The 16,666-nt window shown below is 65.3% G+C and carries 17 protein-coding genes; 8 read left to right on the top strand and 9 right to left on the bottom strand.

What is annotated here, in order from left to right; genetic code table 11:
• Positions 1 to 31 precede the first annotated feature (31 nt).
• Together dprA and BM382_RS16690 are read left to right on the top strand one after the other, a co-directional pair.
• Positions 32 to 1,138: a DNA-processing protein DprA gene (gene dprA, locus BM382_RS16695; RefSeq protein ID WP_072443351.1), complete on the top strand. Its 1,107-nt coding sequence runs from the start codon at positions 32 to 34 to the stop codon at positions 1,136 to 1,138.
• A 54-nt stretch (positions 1,139 to 1,192) separates the two neighbouring features.
• A complete protein-coding gene (locus BM382_RS16690; RefSeq protein ID WP_011058414.1) occupies positions 1,193 to 1,750 on the top strand; it encodes an L-threonylcarbamoyladenylate synthase type 1 TsaC in 558 nt (185 codons plus the stop codon).
• Between the two features lie 64 nt (positions 1,751 to 1,814).
• On the opposite strand, the gene BM382_RS16685 is transcribed toward BM382_RS16690, so the two are convergent.
• Positions 1,815 to 2,792 carry an NADPH:quinone reductase gene (locus tag BM382_RS16685; RefSeq protein ID WP_026020270.1) on the bottom strand — a complete coding sequence of 326 codons (978 nt, stop codon included), beginning with the start codon at positions 2,790 to 2,792 and terminating at the stop codon, positions 1,815 to 1,817.
• Positions 2,793 to 2,959: 167 nt separating this feature from the next.
• On the opposite strand from BM382_RS16685, the gene hemF reads away from it, so the two are divergent.
• Both hemF and aroE read left to right on the top strand, forming a co-directional pair.
• Positions 2,960 to 3,877, top strand: a complete 918-nt coding sequence (hemF, locus tag BM382_RS16680; RefSeq protein ID WP_011058416.1) for an oxygen-dependent coproporphyrinogen oxidase — start codon at positions 2,960 to 2,962, stop codon at positions 3,875 to 3,877.
• 93 nt (positions 3,878 to 3,970) lie between these two features.
• The gene (gene aroE, locus BM382_RS16675; protein ID WP_015633620.1) at positions 3,971 to 4,792 is read left to right on the top strand and encodes a shikimate dehydrogenase; all 822 of its coding nucleotides are present in this window, start codon (positions 3,971 to 3,973) and stop codon (positions 4,790 to 4,792) included.
• A 115-nt stretch (positions 4,793 to 4,907) separates the two neighbouring features.
• On the opposite strand, the gene BM382_RS16670 is transcribed toward aroE, so the two are convergent.
• The 3 genes from BM382_RS16670 to betC form a co-directional block, all read right to left on the bottom strand.
• On the bottom strand, positions 4,908 to 6,476 hold the full coding sequence (locus BM382_RS16670) for a SulP family inorganic anion transporter (RefSeq protein WP_011058418.1): 1,569 nt from the start codon (positions 6,474 to 6,476) through the stop codon (positions 4,908 to 4,910).
• A 100-nt stretch (positions 6,477 to 6,576) separates the two neighbouring features.
• Complete coding sequence (gene choX / locus BM382_RS16665; protein WP_011058419.1) at positions 6,577 to 7,494, bottom strand: choline ABC transporter substrate-binding protein; 918 nt, start codon at positions 7,492 to 7,494, stop codon at positions 6,577 to 6,579.
• 17 nt (positions 7,495 to 7,511) lie between these two features.
• Positions 7,512 to 9,026: a choline-sulfatase gene (betC, locus tag BM382_RS16660; protein WP_072443349.1), complete on the bottom strand. Its 1,515-nt coding sequence runs from the start codon at positions 9,024 to 9,026 to the stop codon at positions 7,512 to 7,514.
• Positions 9,027 to 9,140: 114 nt separating this feature from the next.
• Between betC and BM382_RS16655 the strand changes: the two genes are divergently transcribed.
• Positions 9,141 to 10,091: a choline sulfate utilization transcriptional regulator gene (locus BM382_RS16655; RefSeq protein ID WP_072443346.1), complete on the top strand. Its 951-nt coding sequence runs from the start codon at positions 9,141 to 9,143 to the stop codon at positions 10,089 to 10,091.
• Here the strand turns inward: BM382_RS16655 and BM382_RS16650 are convergent.
• Positions 10,057 to 10,518: a DoxX family protein gene (locus BM382_RS16650; protein WP_019095597.1), complete on the bottom strand. Its 462-nt coding sequence runs from the start codon at positions 10,516 to 10,518 to the stop codon at positions 10,057 to 10,059. The two genes, BM382_RS16655 and BM382_RS16650, sit on opposite strands and share 35 nt — an antisense overlap.
• A 53-nt stretch (positions 10,519 to 10,571) precedes the next feature.
• Positions 10,572 to 11,480 carry a 4-hydroxybenzoate octaprenyltransferase gene (gene ubiA / locus BM382_RS16645; protein ID WP_019095598.1) on the bottom strand — a complete coding sequence of 303 codons (909 nt, stop codon included), beginning with the start codon at positions 11,478 to 11,480 and terminating at the stop codon, positions 10,572 to 10,574.
• Between the two features lie 232 nt (positions 11,481 to 11,712).
• Here ubiA and BM382_RS16640 point away from each other — a divergent pair, with 232 nt between their 5' ends.
• The gene (locus tag BM382_RS16640) at positions 11,713 to 12,711 is read left to right on the top strand and encodes a LysR family transcriptional regulator (RefSeq protein ID WP_072443344.1); all 999 of its coding nucleotides are present in this window, start codon (positions 11,713 to 11,715) and stop codon (positions 12,709 to 12,711) included.
• A gap of 105 nt (positions 12,712 to 12,816) precedes the next feature.
• Positions 12,817 to 13,143 carry a DOPA 4,5-dioxygenase family protein gene (locus BM382_RS16635; RefSeq protein ID WP_019095600.1) on the top strand — a complete coding sequence of 109 codons (327 nt, stop codon included), beginning with the start codon at positions 12,817 to 12,819 and terminating at the stop codon, positions 13,141 to 13,143.
• Positions 13,144 to 13,230: 87 nt separating this feature from the next.
• Here BM382_RS16635 and trpA read toward each other — a convergent pair whose 3' ends face one another.
• Both trpA and trpB read right to left on the bottom strand, forming a co-directional pair.
• On the bottom strand, positions 13,231 to 14,043 hold the full coding sequence (gene trpA, locus BM382_RS16630; protein ID WP_047290185.1) for a tryptophan synthase subunit alpha: 813 nt from the start codon (positions 14,041 to 14,043) through the stop codon (positions 13,231 to 13,233).
• Entirely contained in the window at positions 14,043 to 15,263 is a 1,221-nt protein-coding gene (gene trpB / locus BM382_RS16625; RefSeq protein WP_011058426.1) for a tryptophan synthase subunit beta, read from the bottom strand. The genes trpA and trpB overlap by 1 nt, the downstream gene beginning before the upstream one ends.
• A 147-nt stretch (positions 15,264 to 15,410) precedes the next feature.
• Here trpB and BM382_RS16620 point away from each other — a divergent pair, with 147 nt between their 5' ends.
• A complete protein-coding gene (locus tag BM382_RS16620) occupies positions 15,411 to 16,304 on the top strand; it encodes a LysR family transcriptional regulator (RefSeq protein ID WP_065364967.1) in 894 nt (297 codons plus the stop codon).
• Here the strand turns inward: BM382_RS16620 and BM382_RS16615 are convergent.
• Positions 16,301 to 16,627, bottom strand: a complete 327-nt coding sequence (locus tag BM382_RS16615; protein WP_011058428.1) for an ElaB/YgaM/YqjD family protein — start codon at positions 16,625 to 16,627, stop codon at positions 16,301 to 16,303. The two genes, BM382_RS16620 and BM382_RS16615, sit on opposite strands and share 4 nt — an antisense overlap.
• Positions 16,628 to 16,666 lie beyond the last annotated feature (39 nt).

Genomic DNA, 16,666 nt, shown 5'->3' with positions numbered 1-16,666 from the left:
AGGCTGGAGCCCTGACGATCAAGGATGATCCATGTCGAACTCGATGAGCGGCAGCATTTCCCCGGCAGAACTGGAAGCTCGATTGCGCTTGCACGTCCTGCCCGAACTCGGGCCGATGCGTTTTCAGCGCCTGCTTCAGGCATTCGGTTGCGCTTCTAAAGCACTCCGTGCCCCGGCCAGTGCCTGGCGTTCCCTGGACCTGCCGCCGGCCTGCAGCGAGGCCCGGCGCAGCCCCCAGGTGCGCGACGGCGCCCGTCGCGCATTGGCCTGGATAGATAGCCAGGCCCAGCATTTGCTGATGTGGGACCAGCCCGGCTACCCGCCCTTGCTGGCGCAACTCGAGGATGCGCCACCGCTGCTGTTCGTGGCCGGCGACCCCTCGATTCTCGAACGGCCGCAGTTGGCGATGGTGGGCAGCCGTCGTGCATCGCGACCGGGGCTGGACACCGCCGGGGCCTTTTCCCGCAGCCTGGCCCGTGCCGGTTTTGTCATCACCAGCGGTCTGGCCCTGGGCGTCGATGGCGCTGCCCATCAGGCGGCCCTGGATGTTGGCGGGCGTACCGTGGGCGTGCTGGGCACTGGCCTGGAAAATTTTTATCCACAGCGGCACCGGGCCCTGGCCAGGGCCATGATCGACCAGGGCAGCGCGGTGGTTTCCGAGTTCCCTCTGGACACCCCGGCGCGTGCGGAACACTTCCCCCGGCGCAATCGAATCATCAGTGGCCTGGCCCTGGGCGTGCTGGTGGTGGAGGCCAGCGTCGCCAGCGGTTCGCTGATTACCGCGCGGCTGGCGGCGGAGCAAGGCCGCGAGGTGTATGCCATCCCCGGTTCTATCCACCACCCCGGTGCCCGGGGCTGCCACCAGTTGATCCGCGACGGCGCGGTGCTGGTGGAAAGCGTGCAGCACATCCTGGAGACCCTGGCCGGCTGGCAGAACCTGCCGCCCAGCGCCTCGCTGCCGACAGCGGCCTGTACCCACCCGTTGCTGGCCTTGCTGCATGCGGCGCCCCACAGCAGCGAAGCCTTGGCCAGCGCCAGCGGCTGGTCCCTGCCCCGGGTGCTGGCGGCCCTGACCGAGCTGGAGATCGAAGGCCGTGCGGTCCATGAAAATGGGCGTTGGTATGCGCGTCTGAGCTAGGTTTTATAAGCAGGATGGGTAAACTGCGCACAGCTTTTATCTGGAGAGTCGGCAATGGTCAGCAGTTGGCGCGTGCAGCAAGCCGCACGAGAGATTCGCGCAGGGGCGGTGATTGCCTATCCAACCGAAGCGGTCTGGGGCCTGGGGTGCGATCCGTGGAATGAAGAGGCGGTGGATCGTCTGCTGGCGATCAAGTCACGGTCGGTGGACAAGGGCCTGATCCTGATCGCTGACAACATCCATCAGTTCGATTTCCTCTTCGAGGACTTCCCGGACACCTGGATCGATCGCATGTCCAGCACCTGGCCGGGGCCCAATACCTGGCTGGTGCCCCATCAGAACCTGTTGCCCGAGTGGGTCACCGGGGTCCATGACACGGTGGCGCTGCGGGTCAGCGACCATCCGCTGGTGCGTGAACTGTGCTCCCTGGTGGGCCCGCTGATTTCCACCTCGGCCAACCCCCAGGGGCGCCCGGCGGCGCGCACGCGGCTGCGCATCGAGCAGTATTTCCGTGGGCAACTGGATCTGGTCCTCAGTGGCAGCCTGGGCGGGCGCAAGAACCCGAGCCTGATCCGTGACCTGGCTACCGGCAAGGTAGTTCGGCCTTCCTGAAGCGCTTCGCCGGCAAGCCGGCTCCTACGATACTCGGTAGGAACCGGCTTGCCGGCGAAGGCGTTCAAGGCAGCAGCACAGTCGAGCCAGTCGTGCGTCGCGCCGACAGTTCGATATGGGCCTTGGCCGCATCCGCCAGGGCGAAGCGCTGGCCAATCTCGATCTTCAGCTTGCCGCTGGCAATCATGCCGAACAGGTCGTCGGCCATGCGCTGCAGGTTCTCGGCATTGTTGGCGTAGCTGGCCAGGGTCGGCCGGGTCACGTACAGCGAGCCCTTGGCCGAGAGAATCCCCAGGTTGACCCCGTCCACTGCGCCAGAGGCGTTGCCGAAGCTGACCATCAGCCCGCGTGGGGCCAGGCAATCCAGGGAGGTCAGCCAGGTGTCCTTGCCCACGCCGTCGTAGACCACCGGGCACTTCTTCCCGCCGGTCAGTTCCAGCACTCGCTGGGCCACGTCTTCATGGCTGTAGTCGATGGTTTCCCAGGCGCCCAGGGCCTTGGCGATGGCGGCCTTTTCCGGCGAGCTGACGGTGCCGATCAGCTTTACCCCGAGGGCCTTGGCCCACTGGCAGGCCAGGGAGCCGACACCGCCGGCAGCGGCGTGGAACAGCACGGTTTCGCCGCCCTGGAGTTCATAGGTCTGGCGCAGCAGGTACTGCACGGTCAGGCCCTTGAGCATGACCCCGGCGGCCTGTTCGAAGCTGATGGCGTCCGGCAGGCGTACCAGGTTGGCTTCGGGCAGCACATGCACATCGCTGTAGGCCCCCAGTGGGCCGCTGCCGTAAGCCACGCGGTCGCCGACCTTGAAACGGGTCACGGCACTGCCTACGGCCTCGACCACGCCCGCGCCTTCGGCCCCCAGGCCTGAAGGCAGGGCGGGCGGTGCGTAGAGACCGCTGCGGAAATAGGTGTCGATGAAGTTCAGGCCGATGGCCTTGTTGCTGACGCGAACCTGTTGCGGGCCCGGTTCCGCCGGTTGGTAATCCACATATTCGAGCACTTCGGGGCCGCCATGGGCGCGGAACTGGATACGTTTGGCCATCTGCATTCTCTCCTCGGACGTGTCGTGAAAGTGCTCTATCGGACTCCTCTGCTTGACCTTCGTCAACTGCGGAGCGCCCCGGCGCGGTGTTATGCTACGCGCCCATTTGCGCCGGCCCGTGCTCCATCCCTAGCGCCGCGTAGCTTTGCCCGATTCAAGGTGATGCCATGACTACCCGCACCGAGGCCGTGAAAGCCTACCTGCTCGACCTGCAAGACCGCATTTGCGCTGCACTGGAAACCGAAGACGGTGGCGCACGCTTCATCGAGGACGCCTGGACCCGGCCTGCCGGTGGTGGCGGGCGTACCCGGGTGATCGGCGACGGTGCAGTGATCGAAAAGGGTGGGGTGAACTTCTCCCATGTATTCGGCAGCGGCCTGCCGCCATCGGCCAGTGCCCACCGGCCCGAGCTGGCCGGCCGTGGCTTCGAGGCCCTGGGCGTGTCCCTGGTGATCCACCCGCACAACCCCCATGTGCCGACTTCCCACGCCAACGTGCGGTTCTTCATCGCCGAGAAGGAAGGCGAAGAGCCGGTCTGGTGGTTCGGCGGCGGTTTCGACCTGACCCCCTACTACGGCAACATCGATGACTGCGTGCACTGGCACCGGGTTGCCGAGCGGGCCTGCGCGCCCTTCGGTGCCGATGTCTACCCGCGCTACAAGGCCTGGTGCGACAGCTATTTCCACATCAAGCACCGCAATGAACCGCGGGGCATCGGCGGCCTGTTCTTCGACGATCTGAACGAATGGGACTTCGACACCAGTTTCGCCTTCATGCGCGCCATCGGCGACGCCTACATCGAGGCCTACCTGCCCATCGTCCAGCGCCGCAAGGCCGCGGCCTACACCGCGCAGCAGCGGGAATTCCAGGAATTCCGCCGGGGCCGCTACGTGGAGTTCAACCTGGTCTACGACCGTGGCACCCTGTTCGGCCTGCAATCGGGCGGGCGCACCGAGTCGATCCTCATGTCGCTGCCGCCACAAGTGCGCTGGGGCTATGACTGGAAGGCCGAGCCGGGCAGCGAAGAAGCGCGCCTGACCGAATACTTCCTGCAGGATCGCGACTGGCTGGCAGCCAGCAACTAAACCGCACCCACTGTGTAGAAGCCGGCTTGCCGGCGAAAAGGCCTTCAAGGCGGATGCGGTTCCTACCCCTGTGTTGAGCAAATGGGATGAGAGATGGATCAGTACGTTGTCTTTGGTAATCCGATCGGCCACAGCAAGTCGCCGCTGATCCATCGGCTGTTTGCCCAGCAGACCGGCCAGCAGCTGGAGTACAACACCCTGCTGGCGCCCCTGGATGATTTCGCCGGCACCGCTCGCAGTTTCTTCGCCCACGGGCGTGGGGCCAATGTCACGGTGCCGTTCAAGGAAGAGGCCTATCGCCTGTGCGACAGCCTGACCGAACGGGCCCAGCGCGCCGGCGCGGTGAACACCCTGAGCAAGCAGGCCGACGGCCGCCTGCTGGGGGACAACACCGACGGCGCCGGGCTGGTGCGCGACCTGAAGGTGAACGCCGGGGTCAGCCTCAAGGGCAAGCGCATCCTTGTGCTGGGGGCTGGCGGCGCGGTCCGTGGTGCCCTGGAGCCGTTGCTGGCCGAGCAGCCGGAGGCCTTGGTGATCGCCAATCGCACCGTGGAAAAGGCTGAGCTGCTGGCGGAGTTGTTCGCCGACCTGGGGCCGGTATCGGCCAGCGGCTTCGACTGGCTGCAGGAGTCGGTGGACCTGATCATCAATGCCACCTCCGCCAGCCTTTCGGGCGAGCTGCCGCCGATTGCCGGCAGCCTGATCGAGGCGGGCAAGACCGTGTGCTACGACATGATGTACGCCAAGGAGCCGACACCGTTCTGCCGCTGGGCCAGTGAACAGGGCGCGGCCTTGGTGCTGGATGGCCTGGGCATGCTGGCCGAGCAAGCGGCGGAAGCCTTCTACCTATGGCGCGGCGTGCGCCCCGACAGTGCCCCGGTGCTGGCTGAACTGCGTCGCCAGCTGGCGCAGTAACCCCCCTTAGGAGCTGGCTTGCCAGCGAAGGCGGCTTCAAGGCTGGGCCAGGCTCAAGGGCTTCTTCGCCGGCAAGCCGGCTCTCACGTCGGGTGTGGGCAAGGCGCCCGCGGGTTCAGTCTTCGAAGTGGATCGGGCAGCGTTCCGGGCCTTCGAGCTTGATCAACTCTTCTTTCACCGCCTGCCGTGCCCGGCGCAGGATCAGGCTGCGCTCCTGGCGCCTGAGGCGGCGTGCTTCCTGGTGCAGCATCTCCACCCCTGAGTAGTCGATAAAGTTGATCTGCCGTGCGTCGATCACCAGCCTGGGCGCGTGGCAGCGCTGCATGCGCACCTGCAGGTAATGGCTGGCGCCGAAGAAAATCGAACCGCCGACCCGCAGGATGTCTTCATCGCCTTCGCTGGACTGCTGCACCCGCGGTTGCGAAGTGCGCTTGAGGTAGAAGAACAGCGACGCCAGGACCCCGGCATAGATCGCGGTCTGCAACTCCAGGAGCAGGGTGGCGACGCAGGTCAGGCTCATCACCACGAACTCGGCGCGGCTGACCCGGAACAGCGCGCGAATGCCCCGATGGTCCACCAGCCCCCAGCAGATCAGCAGGATGCTGCCGGCCATGGCCGGGATCGGGATATGGGCGATCAGCCCGGCGCCGGCCACGGCGAACAGCGCCACCCACAGCGCCGAGAACACCCCGGCCAGGGGCGAGCAGGCGCCGGCCTCGTAGCTCAACCCGGAGCGGGTGAAGGAGCCCGAGGACAGGTAGCCGGAGAAAAACGCCCCGACCATGTTCGACAGGCCCTGGGCGCGGACCTCCTGGTTGGCGTCCAGCAACTGTTCCGAACGTGCTGACAGTGAGCGGGCAATCGACAGGCTGGTGACCAGCCCGAGCATGCCCACCGCCACTGCGCTGGGCAGCAACCGCAGGATCAGTTCCAGGTCCAGGGGCAATGGGCTAAACGGCGGCAGCCGGCCGACGAAGGCGCTGACCAGTTGCACATGGCCAAACACCCCTGGCAGCAGCCATACCACCAGGGCACTGAACACCAGGCTCAGCAGCAGGCCGGGCCAGCGCGGCGCCAGCAGCTTGAAGGCGACCCCCAGCGCCAGGGTGCCCAGCCCCAGCAGCAGCGAAGGCCGGTCCACCTCGCCCAGGTGCTGCAGCAACTGGCTCAGGCTGTTGAGGGCGGTGGCCTGGTTCGGCAGTTCCAGCCCCAGCAGGTTGGGCAATTGGCCCAGGGCGATGACCACCGCCGCGCCGAGGGTGAAGCCCAGCACCACCGAGTGCGAGACGAAGTTCACCAGGGCGCCGAAGCGCAGCATTCCCAGCAGCCACTGGAAGACCCCAGCCAACAGCGTCAGGAGCAGGATCAGGGTGATGTAGTCCTCGGAGGCCGGCACTGCCAGGGGGCTGACGCTGGCATAGAGAACGATGGAAATTGCCGCCGTGGGGCCGCAGATCAGGTGCCACGATGAACCCCACAGGCAGGCGATCAGCACCGGGACTATGGCCGCGTACAGCCCGTACTCCGGGGGCAGGCCGGCGATCAGGGCATAGGCGATGGATTGCGGCAGAGCGAGGATCGCGCCGCTCAGGCCCACCAGCAGGTCACGGCCGACGCTGGCCCGGGTCTGGCGCGGCAGCCAGCTCAGCAAAGGCAGGAGAGATTGGCGGTCGGGCCAGGCCATGGTTCCTCACGGGTGGGTTGATTCGGTGGGCCAGGGTAAAGCATTGCCAGGCTTTGAGTGTAGGAGCCGGCTTGCCGGCGAATGGCCGGCACACCTCGGGCTACAACCTGCTCTTCACCGCTGCCAGGGCCTCTTTGTCATCAATGGTCCGCACTCCCTCCAGCCATTGCTCCAGCACTGCCGGGTGAGCCTTGATCCAGGCCTTGGCGGCCTCGGTGTTGCTGAGTTTGCTGTTGACCACTGCGGCCATGATGCTGTTCTCCATCTCCTGGGTGAACCGCAGGTTGCCCAGCAGTTTGCCGACGTTCGGGCAAGCCTGTGCATAACCCTTGCGGGTCAGGGTGTAGACGCTGCCGCTGGCGCCGAAGTACTTTTCGCCACCGGTCAGGTAGCGCATCTTCAACTGCACGTTCATCGGGTGTGGGGTCCAGCCGAGGAAGGTGATGAAGCGCTGCTTTTTCGTGGCCCGGGACACTTCGGCGAGCATTGCCTGTTCACTGGACTCGATCAGCTTCCACTGGCCCAGGTTGAACTGGTTGCTCTTGATGATTTCCTGCAGCGACAGGTTGGCCGGCGCGCCGGAGCCGATGCCGTAGAGCTTTTTGTCGAACTTGTCGGCGAACTTGTCCAGGTCGGCAAAATCATGCACTCCGGCCTCCCACACATAGTCCGGCACCGCCAGGGTGAACTCGGTCCCTTCCAGGTTCTTGGCCAGCTGGGTGACGTCGCCATTGGCCACGAACTTGTCATGGAAGCCTTGCTGCGCCGGCATCCAGTTACCCAGGAATACATCCACCCGGCCATCCTTCAGACCCCCGAAGGTGATGGGCACGGCCAGGGTGTCGATCTTCGCCTTGTAGCCCATGCCGTCCAGCAGGAAGCCGGTGATGGCATTGGTGGCGGCGATATCGCTCCACCCCGGGTCGGCCATCTTCACGGTCTCGCACGAGTCGGCCCAAGCGGATGCGCTGCCCAGGGCCAGAAGCCCGAGCGTCAGTGCTGTGGATAACCTTTGCATGCTTTTCCCCTTACGTTTTATTGGTTTTGGCAGGGTTGTGGATAACGGGCCTTGCGCTCCAGGTCATCGAGGTCGATGTGGTTGCGCATGTACTGCTGGCTGGCGTCTACCAGCGGCTGGTGGTCCCAGCTCTTGAGTTTGCCCCGGCTCAGCGCCTCGGCCACCAGCCGGCGGCGGCGCTGGCTGGCCAGGACCTGTTGGTGAATGCGCGGAATGTCCCACTTGGCCCGGGCCTCTGCCAGGAACGCGGCGAACAGCGGCCGATGCTCGGGCGACTGGCCAAGGTCGAAGCGCTCTTGCGGGTCGTGGTGCAGGTCGAAGAGTAGGCAGGGGTCGTCTTCGCTGTAGATGAACTTGTAGGCACCGCGGCGAATCATCATCAGCGGGCCGATGGTGCCTTCGGCCATGTATTCGCCGAACACCTCGTCGTGCCCGCCCTGCCCTTGCAAGTGCGGGACCAGGGAGCGGCCATCCAGCGGCAGGTCGGGCTCGACCCGGCCGCCGGCCAGCTCCACCAGGGTCGGCAGCAGGTCGGCGGTGGAGACAGCGGCGCTGACCCGGCCGGCAGTGAACTGCCCCGGTGCACAGATCAGCAGCGGTACCCGGGCGGCCATTTCAAACCAGTGCATTTTGTACCAGAGACCGCGCTCGCCGAGCATGTCGCCGTGGTCGCCGGAAAACACGATCAGCGTGTCGTCCGCCAGCCCGGTGTCTTCCAGGGTCTGCAGCAGCTTGCCGACGTTGCTGTCGATGTAGCTGCAGGCGCCGAAGTAGGCGCGGCGCGCGTCGCGGATCTTATCCACAGGCAAGGGCTTGTCCCACAGGTCGTAGACCTTGAGCAGGCGCTGGGAATGCGGATCCAGCTCGCTTTGGGGCGGGGTCTGCGGCAGTGGAATCTGGTCGTCGCGGTACAGGTCCCAGAAGGCCCTGGGAATGGTGTACGGATCGTGGGGGTGGGTCATGGAGACGGTGAGGCAGAACGGCTGGTCGCCGGCCTCGCGCACATGGTCGAACAGGTATTGCTGGGCCTTGAACACCACCTCCTCGTCGAAATCCAGCTGGTTGGTGCGTACACAGGGGCCGGCCTGCAGTACCGAGGACATATTGTGGTACCAGCTGGGGCGCACATCGGGCTGGTCCCAGTTCACCGCCCAGCCATAGTCGGCGGGGTAGATATCGCTGGTCAGGCGCTCTTCATAACCGTGCAACTGGTCCGGGCCGCAGAAGTGCATCTTGCCCGAGAGCGCAGTGCGGTAGCCCAGGCGCCGCAGGTAGTGGGCGTAGGTAGGCACGTCGGCGGGGAAGTCCGCGGCGTTGTCGTAGGCGCCGATCCGGCTGGGCAACTGGCCGCTGACCAAAGTGAAGCGCGAGGGTGCGCACAAGGGGCTGTTGCAGTAGGCGGCGTCGAAGACCACGCCCTGGGCGGCCAGCCGGCTGAGGTGAGGCAGCTTGATCGGCGAGGGTCCGTAGAACGGCAGCAAGGGGGCGGCCATCTGATCGGCCATGATGAAAAGAATGTTCTTGCGCTTCATGGATTCGCGGCATTCCATAGTCGATGGTTATGCGAAAGTGCTGCAACCGAGCATGGATCCCATGCCGTTGGTGGTAAAGCCCATGTACAGCAATGACTAGGATAAGCACAGCTTATGTATGAAGCCCTTGGCGACCTGTCCCTGGACCTGCTCCGGGTGTTCGAAGCAGCCGCGCGCCTGCGCAGCTTCACCGCCGCGGCGGTGGAACTGGGCACCACCCAGCCGGCTATCAGTCAGCAGATCAAGCGCCTGGAGGAACAGCTGGGGGTGCGCCTGTTCGACCGCATCTACCGGGGCATCGAGCTCACCGAGTCTGCAGCCTTGTTGCTGGATCAGGTCCAGGCCGGCCTGCAGAGCATCGATGCCGGCCTCAGCGCCCTCAGCCAGCAGCATCAGCATGAGGTGTTGCAGGTGGCCACGGATTTCGCCTTCGCCGCCTACTGGCTGATGCCGCGCCTGCATCGTTTTCATGAGGCCAATCCCCAGGTGGACGTCAGCCTGGTGACCAGTGAACGCAGCCACAGCATGCTGCGTAGCGATATCGACGTGGCGGTGCTGTTCGGCGACGGGCGTTTCAAGCACGGCGAAAGTCGCTGGCTGTTCAGCGAGGAAGTTTTTCCGGTGTGCAGCCCGCTGCTGCTCAAGGAACGTCTGGCTCCCCTGCCCGCCCATGCCCTGCTGGAGATGCCGCTGCTGCACCTGCGGGGTGAAAACGCCAGCCACTGGTTCGACTGGAGCGGGGTGTTCCGCGAACTGGGCCTGGCTGGCGCCCCGCCTCCCGGGCAATTGCGTTTCGACAACTACACCCTGCTGATCCAGGCGGCCATCGGCGGTCAGGGCGTGGCCATCGGCTGGCGTCATCTGGTGGACGATTTGCTGGCGCAGGGGCTGTTGTGCCGGCCGATCGCCCAGAGTGCGCTGTCCGGCTACGGCTATTACGTGGTGCTGCCGCCACGCAAGCGCCGTGGCCCATTGATCCAGCGCTTCGTCGACTGGCTGATGGCCGAGCAAGCCGGCAGCGCTCAATCCCTCAAGGGGCTGTCGTTGCCGTCCATTGCCTTGTAGGCGGCGCCTTGAACAGGCTCAACAGGGACAGTGCGCCGTTGCCCAGGCACACCAGCGACACCGACACCACCGCCAGGAAGGCCAGGTATTCCCAGCCGCCGCCCGGGCTGGTGTAGATCCAGCCGTGGGCGCCGTGGACGAAGACAATCGCCCCCAGCAGCATCGGCAGCAGCCCCAGGGCGATCCAGCGCACGCCGACCCCGAGTATCAGCAACAAGCCCCCCACCAGCTCGGCGCACACCGCCGGGTAGGTCATCCACTCGGGCATGCCGGTGGCGCCGAACAGCTTGAGGGTGCCCGGCCAGCCCAGGACCAGGACTTTGAACAGCGCATGGGCGATGTACATGGCGCCCAGGGCCAGGCGCAGGAACAGGGCGGCCCATTGTTCCGGTGCCGAGAGTGGTGATGCGATTGAGCGGGCAGGCATATGACAAGTCCTTGTGTGGTTGGGAATGTTGCCGATTGCTGAGTGTTCAGCGGTTAAACGATGGCCACCGAGGCGCCGGCCAGGAGCAGCACGCCGACGTGGAAGTTGCTGCGAAACAGGTCGTTGCAGGGCTCCGGGTGGTCCGGACTGAACAGGCTGAGCTGGTAGGCCAGGGACAAGGCGATCGGCAGCAGCACGATGAAAAAGCCCGGGTTGGCACCGGCCAGCAGGCCCGCGCCGCACCAGCACAGCACGGTCATGGCGTAGAACCCGGCGATCCAGGTCTTGCCCCGTTCGGCGAACAGCGTCGCGGTGGAGCGCAGGCCCATTTTCAGGTCGTCCTCACGGTCGCTGTAGGCATAGAGCGTGTCGTAGCCCAACTGCCAGAACAGGCAGCCCAGCCACAGTGCCAGCGCACTGGCTTGCAGGCTGCCGGTGGTTTCCACGCTGGCCATGAGCACGCCCCAGTTGAACACCGCGCCGAGAAACGCCTGGGGCCAGTGGGTGAAGCGTTTGAACAGCGGGTAGATCAGGGTCAGCGGCACGCAGCCCAGGGCCAGCAGCACCGTCAGTGGTTGCAGCAAGGGCAGTAGTGCGGCCGCCAGCAGCAAGAGTACGACCAGGCAAGCCAGGGCCTGATTCAGGCTCAGTGAGCCCTTGGCCAGGGGCCGCTGGCGGGTGCGGTTGACCTGGGCGTCGAAGCGTCGGTCGAGGATGTCGTTGATGCAGCAGCCGGCACTGCGCATTAGCAGGGCGCCGAGGGCGAACACCAGCACCGTGCCGACCTGCGGAATACGTCCGGCGCAGAGTATCAACGCGGCCAGGGCCGGCAGCAGGGTCAGCCAGGTGCCGATGGGCCGGTCCAGGCGCATCAGGCGGGCGTAGGCCTGCCAGGAGCGGGGCAGCCGGGTGGCGACCCAATCGTGGGCGCGAATGTCATTGAGGTCGGGGCTTGCGGGCATCTTCGTTCCCTGAACTTGAGCACGGTCTTGATCGCAACTGAGGACGAGGTTTCAAGGGGTCGAAAAACACTCAGGTCAGTTGCTTTCACTGAACTTCGGGCAAGCCGTGGCCGTGATCGCACGGTTTGATTTTCAGTGCCATCTGCTCGCTTGTCGGATGCGCTAAAGTTGCCCGCGCCCGCCCCTTGGGGCAAGGGAACAATCCGCAATAGCCTCCTGCAGGATATGCAATATGCTCCGTGATGAAGTGCCCCGCGTCCCGCGTATCGACCTCAACCTGCTGCGGGTTTTCGATGCCGTCTATGAGGACCGCAGCATCCTGCTGGCCAGCAAGCGCCTCCATCTGAGCCAGTCGGCGGTCAGCCATGCCTTGACCCGGTTGCGTGAGTCCCTGCAGGACGAGTTGTTTATTCGCACCGCCAAGGGCATGCAGCCGTCGGCCCGTGCCGAAGCAATTGCCGGCCCGCTGCGCGAAGCACTGCTGACCATTCAGCGCACGGTGGGCGTGGAGGCGTTCGACCCCGCCAGCGCAACGCGGACCTTCACCCTTGCCGCCAATGACTATCTGAGTTCGGTGCTGCTGGCACCGCTGTTGCGGCGCCTGGCCCAGGAGGCTCCGGGGGTGGACCTGGTGGTGCGCCCGGCGACCCGCCTGGATCTGGCCGAGCAGATCGACGTCGGGCGCATCGACCTGGCCGTGGGGGTGTTTGCCGAGCTGCCGCAGCGAGTGCACAGCGCCCGTCTCTGGCAGCAGCAGGATGTGTTGCTGATGTGTCCCGAGCATCCCTTGCTCGACCTGCCCGAGTTGACCCTTGAGGCCCTGGCGGACCAGCCATTGATCACACTGTCGGTAGGCGGGCAGGAGGAAGGCGCGGTCAACGGCTACATTCTTGAGCGCGGTATTGCCCGGCAGTCGGAGATGTTCGATCGCCAGCGCCTGGAGCAGGCGCTGGCGGCGATTGGCCGCAGTCCCCAGTACAAGGTCACCCTGCCCCATGCCCTGGTGCTGCCGCAGTTGCTGGAACAGTCGCGGCTGGTGGCGATTGTGCCGGTGCCACTGGCCCGGGCTTTCGAACAGCGCTTTGGCCTGTGTCAGCGGGCGCTGCCACTGGCGGTTGAAGCGTCGTCGCTGTTGGCGATCTGGCATGGACGCAACACGGCAGACCCGGCCCATCTCTGGTTGCGCCAGCAGTTGCTGGAGGTGGCAGGCGCGCTGGCGCAACTGCTTTGAGCTGCTCGGCTTTCGGTGTTTTCATGGGGCCGGTGTTTTTTCCACAGAGGGTGCTCAGCCTCTGTGACGGGCCTTGAGGCTTGGTCTTTTATCGCGAGGGTTTGCATGCAACGGATCAAGGGCTATCACGCCCACGTCTACTTCGACGCCAGTACCATCGACCTGGCCCGGGCCTTGTGTGAGCAGGCCGCGCAGCTGTTTGACCTGAAAATGGGTCGGGTCCACGAGCGGCCGGTGGGGCCCCATCCGGACTGGAGTTGCCAGTTGGCGTTCGCCCCTGAGGTGTTTGCCCAGGTAGTGCCGTGGCTGGCCCTCAATCGCCGGGGGCTGGTGGTGTTCCTGCACCCGGATACCGGGGACGACTTGCTCGATCACACCGATCATGCGATCTGGATGGGGGCCATGCGGCCGCTGGATCTGACGGGGTTCTAGGGGCTGGTGATTGCTCGTACACACCATGCAAAAAGGGGGCGCAACCTTTGGTTGCGCCCCCCTGATCTTGCGGTCTGGTCTTTACCTTCAGCTGACCCGAGCCTTACGTACGCCCTCGGACAGCGCCGCACACAGGCTCAGCACCCCATCCACCGCTTGCTCGGCAGACTCGGCGCTGGCGATGTGGTCGATCAGCGCCGAGCCCACTACCACGCCGTCGGCCAGGCGAGCGATGGCGGCTGCCTGCTCCGGAGTACGGATGCCGAAACCGATGCTGATGGGCAGGTCGGTGTGGCGACGCAGGCGGGCCACGGCTTCTTCCACGTGTTCCAGGGTGGCGGCACCGGCACCGGTGACCCCGGCCACGGAAACGTAGTAGACGAAACCGGAGCTGCCGTTGAGCACCTTGGGCAGGCGGGCGTCGTCGGTGGTCGGTGTGGTCAGGCGGATGAAGTCGATGCCGGCGGCCTGGGCCGGGTCGCACAGTTCGCTGTTATGTTCCGGCGGCATGTCCACCACGATCAGGCCATCGACACCGGCGGCCTTGGCGTCGGCGATGAAGCGCGGCACGCCGTAGTGGTGGATCGGGTTGAAGTAGCCCATGAGCACCAGCGGGGTGTCGCTGTTGCCTTCGCGGAACTCGCGAACCATCTGCAGGGTTTTCGCCAGGTTTTGCTTGGCCCCCAGGGCACGGATGTTGGCCAGCTGGATCGCCGGGCCGTCGGCCATCGGGTCGGTGAAGGGCATGCCCAGTTCGATCACGTCGGCGCCCGCTGCGGGCAGGCCCTTGAGGATCGCCAGGGAGGTGTCGTAGTTCGGGTCGCCGGCGGTGACGAAGGTTACCAGGGCGGCGCGGTTTGCTTCCTTCAGCTCGGCAAAACGGGTTTGCAGGCGGCTCATCAGTGTTTCTCCTGCTGGGACTGTTGCATGTGGTGCATCACGGTCTGCATGTCTTTGTCGCCACGGCCCGAGAGGTTGACCACCATCAGGTGATCCTTGGGCAGGTTCGGTGCCCGCTTGAAGACTTCGGCCAGGGCATGGGCGCTTTCCAGGGCCGGGATGATGCCTTCCAGGCGGCAGCACTGGTGGAACGCGGCCAGGGCTTCGTCGTCGGTCACCGAGGTGTATTCGACGCGGCCGATATCGTGCAACCAGGCGTGTTCCGGGCCGATGCCGGGGTAGTCGAGGCCGGCGGAAATCGAGTGGGCGTCGATGATCTGGCCATCGTCGTCCTGCAGCAGGAAGGTGCGGTTGCCGTGCAGTACGCCGGGTACGCCGCCGTTGAGGCTGGCGGCGTGCTTGCCGGTCTCGATGCCGTAGCCGGCGGCTTCGACGCCGATGATCTCGACGCTCTTGTCGTCAAGGAACGGGTGGAACAGGCCCATGGCGTTGGAACCGCCACCGATGCACGCCACCAGGCTGTCCGGCAGGCGGCCTTCCTGGGCTTGCATCTGCTCGCGGGTTTCCTTGCCGATGACCGCCTGGAAGTCGCGGACCATGGCCGGGTACGGGTGCGGGCCGGCGACGGTGCCGATCAGGTAGAAGGTGCTGTCGACGTTGGTCACCCAGTCACGCAGGGCTTCGTTCATCGCGTCCTTCAGGGTGCCGGTGCCGGCCACCACCGGGATCACTTCGGCGCCCAGCAGCTTCATGCGAAATACGTTGGCCTGTTGGCGCTCGATGTCGGTGGTGCCCATGTAGATCACGCAATCCAGGCCAAAACGCGCGGCCACGGTGGCGGTGGCCACGCCATGCATGCCGGCGCCGGTCTCGGCGATGATGCGTTTCTTGCCCATGCGCCGCGCCAGCAGGATCTGGCCGATGCAGTTGTTGATCTTGTGCGCGCCGGTGTGGTTCAGCTCTTCACGCTTGAGGTAGATCTTGGCGCCGCCGCAGTGCTCGGTCAGGCGTTCGGCGAAGTACAGCGGGCTGGGGCGGCCCACGTAATCGCGCTGGAAGTAGGCCAGCTCCTTGAGGAATTCGGGATCTTCCTTGGCCTTTTCGTATTCGCGGGCCAGGTCGAGGATCAGCGGCATCAGGGTTTCGGCCACGTAACGGCCGCCGAATGCGCCGAACAGGCCGTTGTCGTCAGGGCCATTGCGTAATTGGGACTGGGTCATTGCAGCGCTCCCGGGGGAAGTTTGGAGAAAGAAGGCCTGGTGGAAAGACCGCTTCGTAGAAACACAATGGAGCCCACTCTACCCCTGACATCCGATGCTGAAAACCGATAAGATCGCCGCAACCTGTCAGAAAAACTCACAGATAAAATGAGCCGCGACCTGCCTCCCCTGAATGCCCTGCGGGCCTTCGAAGCCACTGCCCGGCTCAATAGCGTCAGCCACGCGGCCGAACAGCTGCACGTCACCCACGGCGCGGTCAGCCGGCAGTTGAAGGTGCTTGAAGAACACCTGGGGCTGAGCCTTTTCGTCAAGGAAGGCCGTGGCCTTAAACTCACAGATGCCGGCATTCGCCTGCGCGATGCCAGCAGCGAGGCCTTCGAGCGCCTGCGGGATGTCTGCGCCGAGCTGACCCAGGGCAGCGCCGATGCGCCCTTTGTCCTGGGCTGTTCCGGAAGCCTGCTGGCGCGCTGGCTGATCCCGCGCCTGGGGCGCCTGAACGCCGACCTGCCGGACCTGCGCCTGCACCTTTCGGCCGGTGAAGGCGACCTCGACCCCCGGCGCCCGGGCCTGGATGCCTTGCTGGTCTTTGCCGAACCGCCCTGGCCGGCGGACATGCAGGTCTATGAACTGGCCAGCGAACGCATCGGCCCGGTGCTCAGCCCGCGCTATGCCGGTTATCCACGCCTGCGGCAGGCGCCGGCTGGCGTCCTGGCCAGCGAGGCCCTGCTGCACACCACTTCCCGCCCCCAGGCCTGGCCCAGTTGGGCACGGCGCAACGACCTGAATCCCGAAACGTTGAAGTACGGGCAGGGTTTCGAGCATCTGTATTATTTGCTGGAGGCGGCCGTGGCGGGCCTGGGGGTGGCAATTGCCCCGCAGCCGCTGGTGGCCGAGGACTTGCTGGCGGGCAGGCTGGTTGCGCCCTGGGGTTTTTCCGACACCCCGGGGCAACTGGCGCTGTGGTTACCCAAGCGCGCCGCGGATGGGCGCGCCCGGCAATTGGCGCAGTGGCTGGAAAACGAACTGCGCCAGCAGCTTTAGTCGCCGCGCTTGCACAGCAGATAGGCGGCCAGCAGGCCGATGGCACCCACGGCGACCCCGGCGGTGGTCCAGGGGTGTTCCTGGGCATAGTCGCGGGTCGCGATCCCCGTTTCACGGGTTTTCACTTTGACTTCTTCATAGGCATCGCTGAGCAGGCTGCGCGAATGCTTCAGCGCGCTTTCGGCATTGCTCTTGAGCGCCTTGAGGGTCTTGCGCGACTCGTCGGACGCATCGTCCTTCAGGCTTTCCAGCGATTTGAGCAGGCTGGAGATCTCGGCTTCCATACTTTCCAGTGAGGCTTTGCGTAACGAGGTGTTGGCCATGTCGGCTCTCCTGCAGGGTGGTGAATGGGCTGTGTAGGT

This window comes from Pseudomonas sp. NFPP25 (genome assembly GCF_900116505.1).
Classification (GTDB): Bacteria; Pseudomonadota; Gammaproteobacteria; order Pseudomonadales; family Pseudomonadaceae; genus Aquipseudomonas; species Aquipseudomonas protegens.
Note: the sequence above shows the minus strand (reverse complement) of the source record. Positions and strands in the feature narration are given on the sequence as shown.